This window comes from Agrobacterium sp. lyk4-40-TYG-31, assembly GCF_030209855.1.
Taxonomy (GTDB): domain Bacteria; phylum Pseudomonadota; class Alphaproteobacteria; order Rhizobiales; family Rhizobiaceae; genus Agrobacterium; species Agrobacterium vaccinii.
Genome location: NZ_JARVRE010000008.1, coordinates 202169 through 214276 on the forward strand (window position 1 = coordinate 202169; position 12108 = coordinate 214276).

Consider the following 12108-nt stretch of genomic DNA (forward strand, 5'->3'; position numbering starts at 1 on the left):
CTCCGGAAATTAGCGTTTGTAAGTGGGTGTAATGAAGGGCAGGGCAGACACGGTGACGGGCAGGTACTTGCCACGCACTTCCGCAAATATGGCCGTGCCGGGTGTTGCGAAATCTTTCGGTACGTAACCCATGGCTACGGGGCCTTCGACGGACGGTCCGAAGCCGCCCGAGGTGACTTCACCAATCTCGCTTTTGCCATCTGCATCGGCGAACAGTTTGACGTGACCGCGAACAGGGGCCTTGCCTTCGGGCTTCAAGCCAACGCGGCGACGAGTCGTACCGTTGGCAAGCTCACCGAGAATGCGCTCGGCACCCGGAAAGCCGCCTTCGCGATCACTGCCGGTGCGGCGGGCTTTCTGGATGGCCCACTCGAGGGAGGCTTCGATGGGGGAGGTCGTGGTGTCGATGTCATTGCCGTAGAGGCAGAGGCCAGCCTCAAGGCGAAGGCTGTCGCGTGCACCAAGGCCGATGGCTTCGCAGTCAGGATGTTCCAGCAACGCCTTGGCAATGAACGCTGCCTTGTCTGAGGGAATGGAAATTTCAAAACCGTCTTCGCCGGAATATCCAGATCGAGACACGATGCAGGGCACGTCGAGAAGCGGAATTTCGCGGACATCCATGAATTTCATACCGGATACGCCAGCCCACAATTCGGCCAACACGGCCTCGGCACGTGGTCCCTGAAGCGCAATGAGAGCACGGTCGTCCAGCAGAGTGATGTCGCATGTGTCGGAAAGATGCGCCTGCATATGCGCAACGTCGGCATCCTTGCAGGCGGCGTTGACGACGACAAAGAGGTGATCGCCCATATTGGTGATCATCAGATCATCGAGGATGTTGCCCTCTGCATCGGTAAAAAACCCGTATCGCTGGCGACCCTCCTTGAGGCCAAGAATATCGACCGGCACAAGCTTTTCGAGAGCCAGCGCTGCATCTTCGACCTTGCCGGACTTCGCCTTCACGATCACCTGTCCCATATGGGAAACGTCGAACAGGCCAGCCGACGCGCGCGTGTGCAGATGTTCCTTAAGGACGCCTGCAGGGTACTGAACCGGCATGTCGTATCCTGCAAAGGGTACCATGCGGGCACCGAGGGACACGTGCAGAGAATGAAGTGGGGTGACTTGTAGCGCGGCAGTATCGGCCAAGAAAGCCTCCGAGGTTGCGCGATGTCGCGCGGGCTCATGTCATGGCACGCAACGTGCCGGGTTCAAGAGCCCCCTCTGTCCTTGTCGCCTGAGATTGTTATCCCTTCGGCGAGCCGTCCTTGTGCAGGTGGCTTCTCTCCAGAGTTCCGTCCTCGCCGCTGGTCCTTTTGCCTGAGAGTTTCCGGGGCGGTTGCTCCTTCGGCCCCGCCGTGAGGCGGTGTCTCCCAGCGGGATAGATCGTCATTATCTGGTATGCGCGTTTCTTGGCAAGGACCAAATGACGCAGCCAAACAGTTTTTTGTTCCGCCTGCGTCACGAGACTGTTTTCATTGAGCTGACGATAGCCGCCTCAATCACGTATCTCTCTTTTCAGGCAGCTTCTTGTGCTTGGTAGATGCCAAGTCTTCAAGTTCTTTTTCTGTCATGGACTTAGCCATGGTTTTTGAAGCGCCTTGTAAACGTGACGTCGGCATATCGCCGCGTTTTGCGGCAAGCGCTGCACCGGCAGCTTTCTGTTGTGCTTTGGATTTTGCAGGCATCGGACCATTCTCCTCACCGGTTTTCTACATCGGGCAAACGACGGTTTGGAGTGGACGGTTCCCGTGCGCGTCAATTCCACTTTGATTTCAAACAAAAAGCGCGATATCGCTTCGTGTCATGACAGCGTCCATGAGTAAGCACCGCACAGACTGGACACGGCTCCTGCGCATTTTCTGCGCGGCGCTGATGCTGTCGCTTGGCTTTGCGCATAAACCGGTGGCTGCCTTTGTCGCGCCGTCCGCTGCTCTGGACGAGGCCTACAGGTTGCCGGATGGCAGCTTTGCCGAGATTTGCGAAGGACACGCGGGTGCGGCGGCTCCTCATGTGCCGGGTAGATCAGATCACTCCACTATATCGCTGTTTTGCGAAGCATGCCTTCTGTCATCTTCGGTCCTGATACCGACGCCTGATGCGAACTCCTGGGCAAAGGCTGAGTTCACCTGGCTCGATAATGTCCCCGTCATTCAACCTGTTCAGGTCTACGACGTTGATTATCAGCGCCCCAAGGCGAGAGCGCCACCTGTTGTTCTCTGATCGCTGAACCGAGAAAACAGAATAGTCGCAAGTTGCGGCAAACGGGACTGGCGATGCTCGAAGAGCCACAGTCGGAAGGGTATCAAATGAACATTCACACACTTGCAGCCGGTACAGCGCTGATCGCAGCCATGGCGGCGTCTCCAGCCCTCGCGCATTCGACATTCGTCAACCAGACTGCCGAGCAGGAAAGCACCATCGTTGCGGCACTTCAGGTTCCCCATGGATGTGACGGTGGCCTTCCAACCACAGAGGTGCGGATGAAGCTGCCGGAAGGCTTCATTTCAGCAAAGCCACAGCCCAAGGCGGGCTGGGAGCTTGAGATCATCACGGGTGATTATCAAAAGAGCTACAAAAACCATGGTGTCGACGTCAAATCCGGTCCGGTGGAGATCCGCTGGAAGGATGGGGATTTGCCTGATGCATTCTATGATACCTTCAATGTGCAGGGCAAAGTGACTGGCGTGGACGCCGGGGTCGATCTGCCGTTCAAGGTCATCCAGATTTGCGGAGACAAGGGTAGGGCGAAGTGGGATCAGGTTGCCGAGAAGGGACAGGACCCTCACTCGCTAGAGAACCCCGCGCCCACCATTAAGATCGTGGCCAAGCAGGCGATGGCTGGCGGGCATGAACACGATCATGGGGCATCACAACACGCGGCTGACGTCGTGAAAGTCGGCGAACTCGAGCTTTCGGGTGCAGCATCCAAGGCAATGCTGCCGGGCCAGCCAGTGGGTGGTGGCTTCATCACCATCAAGAATGATGGTTCGTCCGACGACCGTCTTGTGTCCATCGCATCACCGAATGCCGGTCGCGCCGAAATCCACGAGATGGCGATGGTCAATGATGTGATGAAAATGCGCAAGCTCGATGCCGGGATCGTCATTCCCGGTGGCAAGACCGTGGAGCTGACGCCGGGCGGCCTGCATTTCATGTTCTTCAATGTCACGAAGCCATTCGCAGAAGGTGACAAAGTGCCGGTTACGCTGACCTTCGAAAAGGCGGGCAAGGTAGACGTCATGCTTGACGTGGGGTCTGCCAAGGGCGGGGCCGAGAAGCACGACCACAACTGAATCAAAAAGCTGCCGGGGCAATCAGTCCCGGCAGCTTTCTTCTGTCGTTGAATTAGATTTCAGAGCGGCCCTTGTTTTCCTCGTAGGCTTCTATGACCTCTTCAAGGGTGGCCTGCGGATTGTGCTGCTGTCCAGCCGTCATGAAGTGCAGTGAGAGGGCAGGCTGTGTGACGGCAGTCGAAAGGGAACTGACCTGAGTGTCCTGAACCTGGCTGGTCTTTCGCACGAGTTCGCGCTTGGCTTGCTCGATTTCCGTTTTTCGCGACGCACGCTGGGTGGCCTTGATGCTATCTGCAACATAGCCAGCGGTGGTCGCCGAAACTGACAAAATTTGCACCATGCGAACACCCTCCTGCTGTTTAATCGAATGATTGTATCATCGGCGACTTTCTTCCCGATTAAACCCAAAGGTTGCATTTGATCGGTATTTTAACGATTTCTAAAATCTCTTTTTTACGCTTATAGTTCCCGTCGGGAATTTCGCTTTCGACCAGTTTGTCGTAGAGATCGAACACGCTGCGCCCAGCGGCCGTATCATGACCGGAGATTTCCCCATGCTCAATATCGCTCTCGTTGCCGTTGGCGGCGCAATCGGTTCCGTGGCACGCTATCTGGTCGGCGTCTGGGGCGTGAAGCTGGCGGGTCCGAACTTTCCGTGGGGCACGATCACCGTCAACGTTGTCGGGGCATTTTTCATTGGTTTGATGGTCGAGATGATAGCGCGCAGGTTCGATGCGTCTTCGGAAGTGCGGGTGTTCATCGTCACCGGCATTCTCGGCGGCTTTACCACATGGTCTTCTTTCACGCTGGACGCCGTCGTATTGTTCGAGCGCGGAGATTTGGGGTTGGCGGCGGTCTATCTGCTGGCCAGTCTCGTCGTTTCTTTCGCTGCAATCTTCGCCGGGCTGGCCTTGGGCCGCGCTTTGTTCTAAAGGCAACGGAAAATACCGCACACCAAGGATGCGGAGTTGAGAAAAGAAAGAATGGAATTGCCATGGCAGGTATCGAGCACATCAAGGTTGAGCCTGAAGAAGCCGGAATGCGCCTCGACCGCTGGTTCAAGATCCACTATCCGGGCTTAGGCTTTGGTCCGCTGCAAAAACTGATGCGCTCCGGGCAGGTGCGTGTCGATGGTGGCCGCGTCAAGACCGATGCGCGTGTGGAAGCCGGACAGACGGTTCGCGTGCCGCCGCTCGATGTCGATGCGAAGGTCAAGGGTGGACCGATCAGCTCCAGCGACCTCAAGAATTCCGACGATGTCGATCTGTTGAAGCGCATGCTGCTGCATGAAGACGAAAAAGTTTTCGTGTTCAACAAGCCTGCTGGCATTGCCGTGCAGGGCGGCTCCGGCATCAACCGTCATATCGATGGGCTGCTGGAAGCATGGACGAGTTCGAAGGGTGAAAAGCCGCGTTTGGTCCACCGCATCGACCGCGATACATCAGGCGTGCTGGTCGTTGCCCGCACCCGAGGGGCAGCGCAAAAGCTGACAGCTGCGTTTCGTGAGCGCGACACCAAAAAGACCTACTGGTCGCTGGTCAAGGGCGTGCCGCGCAAGCATCAGGACAAAATTTCAAGCTGGCTGGTGAAGGAGCAGACACCGGATGGCGATCGCATGCGCATTGCCAAGCACGGTGAGGAGGGCGCCGATCACGCCATCTCTTATTACCGCGTTATCGATACGGCAGCGCAAAATCTGGCGTGGCTGGAAATGGAGCCCTATACGGGCCGTACCCACCAGCTGCGTGTTCACGCGCTGCATATGGGCCATCCAATCATCGGCGATCCCAAATATTACATCGAGGACGTCAACTGGGATTTCCCCGGCGGCGTTCAGAAGCGCCTGCACCTGCATGCGCGCAAGATCGACATTCCGCATCCATCCGGTGGGCGCCTGCGTGTTACGGCACCTTTGCCACCGCACATGGTACAGACCTGGAATCTGCTGGGTCTTGACGTGGCCGATGGTGACAGGGACGACGAATGAAACTGGTTCTCTTTGATTGCGATGGCACGCTTGTGGACAGCGTCGGCCTTATTCATGAGGTCATGGCGCGCACCTTCGTACATTTCGGCTATGATCGCCCAGATGTCTCGCTGACGAAATCGATCATCGGGCTAACATTGGACATCGCCATCGCCCGCATGCAGGGAAAACCGCATGTGGATGACGAAGCGCTTGCCATGACGGCGCATTACAAGGCCATCTTTCCCGCAACGAGGGCTGAGCCGGGCTTCGAAGAGCCGATGTTCGCCGGCATCCACGCCATGATCGATACGTTGGCCAAGCGCCAGGAACTGCTGATAGGTGCTGTCACCGGCAAGTCTCGCCGAGGTCTCAACCTGATAATGGATACGCATGGTTTCCGCCAGCATTTCATCGTATCGCGCACGGCCGATGACTGCCCTTCCAAGCCGCATCCGGCCATGGTGACGGAATGCTGCAGCGAGACCGGCATGGTGCCAGCCGATACGATCGTTATCGGCGATACCATCTATGATATGCAGATGGCAAAAGCGGCGGGCGCAAAAGCCATTGGCGTCGCTTGGGGCTACGCTTCCGTTGATGATCTCTGGAACGCCGGAGCAGACGCCATCGTCAACCATCCCAGCGAAATTCCCGGCCACATACCGGGTTGATGAGGACGTATCATGCGTGACCTTTTGAACGATCTGACCGAAGGGCTAAGCCATCCCGACCCCATTCGCCGTTCGCAAATCCAGATGCAGAAGCCGTTGCCAAAGCGGTTCTACAAGGATGTGTCGGTTGGCGAAACGGAGGAAGGTGCCTTCACCGTTCTTCTCGATGGCAAGACCATGCGGACACCTGCGAAACACGCGCTGACGGTGCCGACACGTGCCCTTGCGCATTTGCTACGAGACGAGTGGGATGCACAGATCGACGTCGTAAATCCCGCCATCATGCCGATTTCGCGGCACGTCAACACGGCCATCGATGGCATCGCAGCCGATACGCAGGCTGTGTTCGAAGACATCCTGCGGTTTTCCTCAAGCGATCTCTTGTGTTACCGCGCCGCAGAACCCGCTGCGCTGGTGGAGCGCCAGACGGACCAGTGGGATCCGATCATCGACTGGGCCGCACAGACGCTTGGCGCACGCTTCATTCTGGTCGAAGGCGTCATTCATCAGGAGCAGCCGCGCGAAGCCGTCGCCGCCTTTGCCGTGACCCTGCGCAAGTATGATACGGCGATAGAGCTTGCGGCATTGCACACCATGACGGCGCTGACCGGCTCTGCCATTCTGGCCCTTGCGCTGGCCGAAGGCGTGCGCAGTCTTGAGGAAATCTGGGCACTTGCGCATCTTGACGAAGACTGGACATCCGAGCAGTGGGGCGAAGACGAGGAAGCGCAGATAAGGCGGGCTGCAAGGCTTGTTGACATGCGCGCGGCATTGGCCGTGCTGGTCGCGGCACGCGATGGTGCCATCAGGGCTTAACGCTTTTCTAACCGTAAAAGATGATGATGGACGCCTAACCTGACGTAGGGGGAAGCGTCTATCATGCACCACTCGCTGCAGCGTCTCGGCATCATCATGCTTGCGTCTCTTGCGCTGATGTCTTTCAGGCTGGAGCCGAAATCAGGCGAGGGTGAGAGGCTGCTTTATGATGTGCGCGGTGCATTCGTGGCGGCACGGCCGGATATCTCCGCTGAGCTGATGCAATCCATACAGTATCATATGTCGAACGCGATCAAGGCCACCACGCGTGACAGAACGCGTCCGCGCGTGGTGCTGACCATTCGCGTCATCTCTGTCACCAAAGGTCCATTCATCTTCGGTGAACGCGCCTCGGCCCGTGTCGTGGTACGCGCTGCTGCCGTGCAGACGGGAGAGGTGATTGCAGAATCGGCCTTTACCGCCAACATTCTTGGGATCGAAAAATCGGCCATAGAGCAGGAACTCGCCTTCGGCATTGCCGAACGCGTCATCGCCGAGTTTCACCTCAACCGTCCGGCATCGCTGGCAACGGCCTTGTTTCCGGGCCGGTTTTAATTCACCGTCATATGCTTGGGTTAGGGGAGCGTGTCGTGACCGCAGGAGCATACGATGAAATTGAGTGGCGTCGTTGGTTTAGCAATTCTGGTTCTCATGCCTGTGCATGCTTCATCCGCTGAAAACCGGGTGGATCGTATCAGGCCCGATGCGCCTGAGCTGGCGCCCTATGGCAGCTATCCGGTCGGTGTGCGAACGATCACGGCTGTTAATTCCGACCAGATCGACGTCGTCAATATCGAGCCTGGCAAGCCGCTCCCCCGTTACGACCGCAAGCTGGTTCTGGAGGTCTGGTATCCCGCCAAAAATGCAGGTCAGGGTTCGGATTATCGCGTCTTCCTGCGTGATGGGAAAACCGAGGTTGCCATTGCAGGGCAGGCCCAGAGAGATGCCGAACCGCGCAAGCAAGACGGCAAGACATTCCCGCTCATCATCATCTCCCACGGCTATCCCGGCAACCGCTACCTAATGAATCCTCTTGCCGAAAATCTGTCGAGCAAGGGGTATGTCGTCGCCTCCATCGACCACACCGACAGCACCTATAACGACCAGCGCGCTTTCGGCAGCACATTGGTCAACCGCCCGCTGGACCAGCGTTTTGCCTTGCATGAGATGGCGCGGCTGAGTGAGGCGAAGAATGGTTTCCTATCCGGCCTTGTGGATGTTTCGCAAACCGGCCTGATCGGCTATTCGATGGGAGGATATGGCGCGGTCGTCACGGCTGGTGCTGGCGTCTCGGCAACAGCGGTTACGGCGGACTGGAGCGCAAAGGGAGGCGCGCTCGCCATCCACAAGGCTGGATCGAAAGAGCATGCTGATCTCCTCGATTCGCGCTTCAAGGCCATCATCGCCATCGCTCCGTGGGGTATGCAGCGCGACATGTGGGATGAGCAGGGCCTTTCGGAAATCAAGGTTCCGATCCTTTTCATGGCTGGTAGTGCCGATGACGTTTCGGATTACCAGAAAGGCATACGCCGGATTTTCGAAGGCAAGATGCCGGTTGACCGTTATCTGCTGACCTTCGCCGATGCCAACCACAATGCGGCGGCACCCATGCCAGCCCCGGTAGAGAGCTGGGCCTTCAACAAGGAATTAGGTTTCGCGCCTTTCGAACATTACGCCGATCCGGTCTGGGATACGGTGCGCATGAACAACATCTCCCAGCATTTTGCGACAGCGTGGTTCGATCTCAAGCTGAAGAACGATCAGGCCAAGGCGCCATATCTCGATCTGGTCGAGGATTCCGATAGGGGCGTCTGGGCTGCCAACAAGGATGGCAGTCTGAAACCGGAACACAGCTATTGGAAAGGCTTTGCCAACCGCACCGCCAAGGGCCTGCGGCTGGAACACCGCAAGCCGGACTGACGAGGCCTATCAGCCCAGACGTTCCGCATGCCATTTCAGGTGATCGTCCATGAAGGTCGAAATGAAGAAGTACGAGTGATCGTAACGGTCATGCATGCGCAGCGTCAGGTCGATATCCGTGCCTTTGATAGCCTCTTCGAACAGCCACGGACGAAGGCCGTTTTCGAGAAAATTGTCTGCCTTGCCCTGATCGATCAGGAAAGCGGGGAAGCGCGCACCGTCTTCGACCAGTGCACAAGCGTCGTACTTGCGCCACGCTGACTCGTTTTCGCCGAGATATTTTTCGAGGGCAGGGCGCGACCAATCGGCGGACGAGGGCGCGACGATGGGGGCAAATGCCGAGCAGCTTTTGAAGCGATCCGGATTTTTAAGAGCAATCGTCATGGCGCCATGGCCACCCATGGAATGGCCGAAAATCCCCTGCCGATTCATGTCTGAGCGAAACTGCTGTGCGATGAGCGCAGGCAGTTCCTCTGTGACGTAGCTGTACATCTGGTAGTTCTCAGCCCACGGCGTCTCGGTCGCATCGAGATAGAAGCCAGCGCCTTTGCCCATCTGCCAGTTGGTTAACTCATCGGGCACATCGCTGCCGCGGGGGCTGGTATCGGGGCAGACGACGATCAAGCCAAGCTCTGACGCCATACGCCTGTATTCGCCCTTGTCCATGACATTCGCGTGGGTGCAGGTCAGACCTGAAAGATACCAGACAACCGGGCAAGGCTCATGAATAGCCTTTGGCGGAACATAGACCGCAAATGTCATCTCGCAATTGGTAACGTTGGACTCATGCGTAAAAACGCCCTGCATGCCGCCGAAAGCGGTGTTTTGAGAGATGATTTTCATAGGTATTCCTTGGATTTGGGCAGATCTCAGCCTGCAAGCGACACGGCAGCATTGACGGCTGCTGCAACGAGCACGGTGTTGAAAAAGAATGAGACGATGGAATGCAGAAGCACCACCTTGCGCATTGGTGTGGTGGTGACCGCGACATCGGACGTCTGGGCGGTCATGCCGATCACGGCGGCGAAGTACAGGAACTCGTAGACACCGGGCTCGTCCGTATCTGGGAAATCCATGCCACCGCGTGGCTGCTTCTTTCCAGTCGCTTTCGCGGGGCGCCAGAAGAGGTGGGCATAATGCATCGCCGTCATGGTGTGGATGGTCAACCAGCCAAGCAACACCGACAGAAAAGCTAAGGTAAGCGACCAGACGGTTTCGCCCGTGGTGTGATTGAGCGCCAGAAACAGCGATGCGACCGCAACGCCGACAGCCAGAAACGTGATGGCGATGATGACCATCGCTGGCAAGTCGTCACTATCTGCATGCGCCTTCAGATGCGCAGCCGTGAGGCGAGGGAGGCGCAAACCGACAATGACCAGATAGGTCAGAAAAAACACGACAGCTGCGCATTCGACAGCCAGCGATGGCTTCACGATAATCGTGCCCACCAACACCAATGCGCTGAGAATAAAAGCGACGAGGAACGGTTTATGCCTGGCAAATTGACTGTGTTGCTGCGCCGTTTGCATGGGGTTCTCCAACAGGGCCTATTTTTTGACGCGGCGACAAAGGCGGTCAAGCGTTTCAAGAAACTGAGACCTGTCGCGCGGCGAAAACGCGGCGTTGTAGCCTTTGCTTTCGCCGGTTTCCCGCAAGTGCGCGCCGAGATCCCGCATGGCCGTCGCCATACCGATATTGGCCTTGTCGAAAACGCGCCCAGTAGGCCCGGTCACCTGCGCACCGTTGGCCACACAACGGCCCGCGAGCGGCACATCGGCGGTGACGACGATATCGCCCTCGATGGCACGCTCCGCAATCCAGTCATCGGCTGCATCGAACGACGCGGAGACGATGACGTTCTTGACCATAGGATCCCGCGAAGGCCGCAAACCGGAATTCGCAACGAACGTCACCTCAAGCCCGTGTCTTTCGGCAACCTTCAATATCTCCGGCTTCACCGGGCACGCGTCAGCATCGACATAAATATGCGGCATCAACACTTCTTCTTCAACTGAACTCCAACGTCTTTTAGAATTGCCGTCGAAAATACCCAAGTGTTATTTCTGGGTTGAGCGAAATGGGATGGATGTCAGGTGAAAAGCGACCGCCGGACAGGGCCGGGGGCTTCAACAGGGTCTGTAACGAAGCTGGTGCGGAGAAACTCATCCCCACACACCCATCGCCACACAACCCACCTACGTATGCGTCTATTGTTGCGGTTCGTGAATAGGACAGCCATTGAAACGCTCCCGGAACTTTGCGGAGTGTTCATAAGGTTCTTTTCGCGCGCGATTGATATTTCCAAGCGGCTGATGCGCTGCCAATCCGGTCCAGATACTGAATCGCATCTCTTCATCCACCCGCTTAACCTGCTCTTCGCTCCAACTGTCCTGTGGAGCCGCAGTTATGGTCGCAACAGTTATGAAGGGAGCCTCCGCTTGGTCCCACTCGACCGTTGGATCTTCGATGGGTTGAGCCTTGATGTCGCGACAGAGCTGAACCTGAAATTCCCATTGCCCTGAAATCGTCCTCATTTCCGCCTGCACGGTATCGCGAATAGCGTCTTCGCCAGTGCTGGTATCGATCTCTCTACCGCTGAGTTCGATTAAATCGTGAGAAATGGGCTTGAGACTGAATTTCGCGACGTAGTCGCCATACCGGAAAGGCGTAACGCTGAAATAGGTTTCTCCCAGCGGATCAACATTCGGAGCGCCACCCATCGATTGAACCGTGGAGCTGGATAGACCGACGGCCTCCATCGCGCTGTTGACCACCTGAAGCACGCTCGACATCGCTTTTTTCGTGCCCTCCATTTTGTCGGTGGTCTTGGCGAGCATTTTCAGACTGCCGAGAAATTTGTCAGCGGTTTTGGCTTGAAACACGGGACCGTTGACCATGACAAAATCCTGGCTGCGGCCTTCCGCATCGGCAAGCCGTTCACCATCCACTCCCACGACTTTTATGGCCATGCCACGGGGCAGGGAAATCGCATCGGGGAGAATATCGCCAGCGTTCGTCGATATACGCATGAACACGGTGTAACTGCCGGGTTTTGCGAATAAGCCTTGGGCAAGTTCAGGTGGGAGACCGTCTTTGACGTCGAGCTTGCCCTGAAGAATGCCATGGGACTTGGCGTGAACCGACCTGACAGCGTGACCGTAATCGCTGGCGGTCTTTTGAAGGATCGTGTCGAAGGTTTCATTGAGACCTTTGATCGTTTCCTGTTCATCAGGCTTGATCTCTTCAAGATCGGGAGAAAAGCGGACTGGCTGCGATATCGGCATGTGAGGCTCCTCTGATTTCCCAGAAAACCCTGCGAGTTTGAGTTTGTTCCAAAACTGAAGGGGTCGGTCCGCCGTCATCGCCCAGACAGGCATACATAATGTGGCAGAGGAATTGAAATGTCCGCCGCTGTGCAAACTAGAAATGTCCAATT

Annotated in this window: 15 protein-coding genes and 1 riboswitch; of the genes, 8 read left to right on the forward strand and 7 right to left on the reverse strand. The window is 56.9% G+C overall.

Annotated elements, in window-relative coordinates:
* Positions 1-9 precede the first annotated feature (9 nt).
* Both gcvT and QRN55_RS16750 read right to left on the reverse strand, forming a co-directional pair.
* Positions 10-1149 (reverse strand): glycine cleavage system aminomethyltransferase GcvT, encoded by a 1140-nt coding sequence (gcvT, locus tag QRN55_RS16745; RefSeq protein ID WP_284777545.1) that lies wholly within the window; start codon positions 1147-1149, stop codon positions 10-12.
* Between the two features lie 149 nt (positions 1150-1298).
* Positions 1299-1386, reverse strand: a riboswitch (glycine riboswitch).
* Positions 1387-1502: 116 nt separating this feature from the next.
* Positions 1503-1688, reverse strand: a complete 186-nt coding sequence (locus tag QRN55_RS16750; protein ID WP_284777546.1) for a DUF3008 family protein — start codon at positions 1686-1688, stop codon at positions 1503-1505.
* 130 nt (positions 1689-1818) lie between these two features.
* Here QRN55_RS16750 and QRN55_RS16755 point away from each other — a divergent pair, with 130 nt between their 5' ends.
* A complete protein-coding gene (locus tag QRN55_RS16755; protein WP_284777547.1) occupies positions 1819-2223 on the forward strand; it encodes a hypothetical protein in 405 nt (134 codons plus the stop codon).
* An 86-nt stretch (positions 2224-2309) separates the two neighbouring features.
* Positions 2310-3296 (forward strand): copper chaperone PCu(A)C domain-containing protein, encoded by a 987-nt coding sequence (locus QRN55_RS16760; RefSeq protein WP_284777548.1) that lies wholly within the window; start codon positions 2310-2312, stop codon positions 3294-3296.
* 52 nt (positions 3297-3348) lie between these two features.
* Here QRN55_RS16760 and QRN55_RS16765 read toward each other — a convergent pair whose 3' ends face one another.
* The gene (locus QRN55_RS16765; RefSeq protein ID WP_233123326.1) at positions 3349-3636 is read right to left on the reverse strand and encodes a hypothetical protein; all 288 of its coding nucleotides are present in this window, start codon (positions 3634-3636) and stop codon (positions 3349-3351) included.
* Positions 3637-3850: 214 nt separating this feature from the next.
* Between QRN55_RS16765 and crcB the strand changes: the two genes are divergently transcribed.
* The 6 genes from crcB (at position 3851) to QRN55_RS16795 (ending at position 8672) form a co-directional block, all read left to right on the forward strand.
* Positions 3851-4228, forward strand: coding sequence for a fluoride efflux transporter CrcB (gene crcB, locus QRN55_RS16770; protein WP_284777549.1), 378 nt, complete (start codon positions 3851-3853; stop codon positions 4226-4228).
* Positions 4229-4290: 62 nt separating this feature from the next.
* Complete coding sequence (locus tag QRN55_RS16775) at positions 4291-5283, forward strand: RluA family pseudouridine synthase (RefSeq protein ID WP_111838333.1); 993 nt, start codon at positions 4291-4293, stop codon at positions 5281-5283.
* Complete coding sequence (locus QRN55_RS16780; protein ID WP_284777550.1) at positions 5280-5936, forward strand: HAD-IA family hydrolase; 657 nt, start codon at positions 5280-5282, stop codon at positions 5934-5936. Before QRN55_RS16775 ends, QRN55_RS16780 begins: the two co-directional genes overlap by 4 nt.
* A 12-nt stretch (positions 5937-5948) precedes the next feature.
* Positions 5949-6752, forward strand: coding sequence for an ATP12 family chaperone protein (locus QRN55_RS16785; protein WP_284777551.1), 804 nt, complete (start codon positions 5949-5951; stop codon positions 6750-6752).
* 63 nt (positions 6753-6815) lie between these two features.
* A complete protein-coding gene (locus tag QRN55_RS16790; RefSeq protein ID WP_284777552.1) occupies positions 6816-7307 on the forward strand; it encodes a hypothetical protein in 492 nt (163 codons plus the stop codon).
* Between the two features lie 54 nt (positions 7308-7361).
* Positions 7362-8672 carry an alpha/beta hydrolase family protein gene (locus tag QRN55_RS16795; protein WP_284777553.1) on the forward strand — a complete coding sequence of 437 codons (1311 nt, stop codon included), beginning with the start codon at positions 7362-7364 and terminating at the stop codon, positions 8670-8672.
* 9 nt (positions 8673-8681) lie between these two features.
* On the opposite strand, the gene fghA is transcribed toward QRN55_RS16795, so the two are convergent.
* The 4 genes from fghA to QRN55_RS16815 all read right to left on the reverse strand — a co-directional run bounded on the left by fghA (position 8682) and on the right by QRN55_RS16815 (position 11956).
* Complete coding sequence (fghA, locus tag QRN55_RS16800) at positions 8682-9515, reverse strand: S-formylglutathione hydrolase (protein ID WP_284777554.1); 834 nt, start codon at positions 9513-9515, stop codon at positions 8682-8684.
* Between the two features lie 26 nt (positions 9516-9541).
* Entirely contained in the window at positions 9542-10201 is a 660-nt protein-coding gene (locus QRN55_RS16805; protein WP_284777555.1) for a DUF1345 domain-containing protein, read from the reverse strand.
* An 18-nt stretch (positions 10202-10219) separates the two neighbouring features.
* Entirely contained in the window at positions 10220-10666 is a 447-nt protein-coding gene (locus QRN55_RS16810; protein WP_284777556.1) for a YaiI/YqxD family protein, read from the reverse strand.
* A gap of 213 nt (positions 10667-10879) precedes the next feature.
* Positions 10880-11956, reverse strand: coding sequence for a catalase family protein (locus QRN55_RS16815; protein ID WP_284777557.1), 1077 nt, complete (start codon positions 11954-11956; stop codon positions 10880-10882).
* Positions 11957-12108: the final 152 nt, after the last annotated feature.

Bases quoted from the DNA above. Each gene is read 5' to 3' on its own strand.
- QRN55_RS16750 (WP_284777546.1), bottom strand. From the start codon at position 1,688: ATGCCTGCAAAATCCAAAGCACAACAGAAAGCTGCCGGTGCAGCGCTT.
- QRN55_RS16755 (WP_284777547.1), top strand. From the start codon at position 1,819: ATGAGTAAGCACCGCACAGACTGGACACGGCTCCTGCGCATTTTCTGC.
- QRN55_RS16760 (WP_284777548.1), top strand. From the start codon at position 2,310: ATGAACATTCACACACTTGCAGCCGGTACAGCGCTGATCGCAGCCATG.
- QRN55_RS16765 (WP_233123326.1), bottom strand. From the start codon at position 3,636: ATGGTGCAAATTTTGTCAGTTTCGGCGACCACCGCTGGCTATGTTGCA.
- crcB (WP_284777549.1), top strand. From the start codon at position 3,851: ATGCTCAATATCGCTCTCGTTGCCGTTGGCGGCGCAATCGGTTCCGTG.
- QRN55_RS16775 (WP_111838333.1), top strand. From the start codon at position 4,291: ATGGCAGGTATCGAGCACATCAAGGTTGAGCCTGAAGAAGCCGGAATG.
- QRN55_RS16780 (WP_284777550.1), top strand. From the start codon at position 5,280: ATGAAACTGGTTCTCTTTGATTGCGATGGCACGCTTGTGGACAGCGTC.
- QRN55_RS16785 (WP_284777551.1), top strand. From the start codon at position 5,949: ATGCGTGACCTTTTGAACGATCTGACCGAAGGGCTAAGCCATCCCGAC.
- QRN55_RS16790 (WP_284777552.1), top strand. From the start codon at position 6,816: ATGCACCACTCGCTGCAGCGTCTCGGCATCATCATGCTTGCGTCTCTT.
- QRN55_RS16795 (WP_284777553.1), top strand. From the start codon at position 7,362: ATGAAATTGAGTGGCGTCGTTGGTTTAGCAATTCTGGTTCTCATGCCT.
- fghA (WP_284777554.1), bottom strand. From the start codon at position 9,515: ATGAAAATCATCTCTCAAAACACCGCTTTCGGCGGCATGCAGGGCGTT.
- QRN55_RS16805 (WP_284777555.1), bottom strand. From the start codon at position 10,201: ATGCAAACGGCGCAGCAACACAGTCAATTTGCCAGGCATAAACCGTTC.
- QRN55_RS16810 (WP_284777556.1), bottom strand. From the start codon at position 10,666: ATGCCGCATATTTATGTCGATGCTGACGCGTGCCCGGTGAAGCCGGAG.
- QRN55_RS16815 (WP_284777557.1), bottom strand. From the start codon at position 11,956: ATGCCGATATCGCAGCCAGTCCGCTTTTCTCCCGATCTTGAAGAGATC.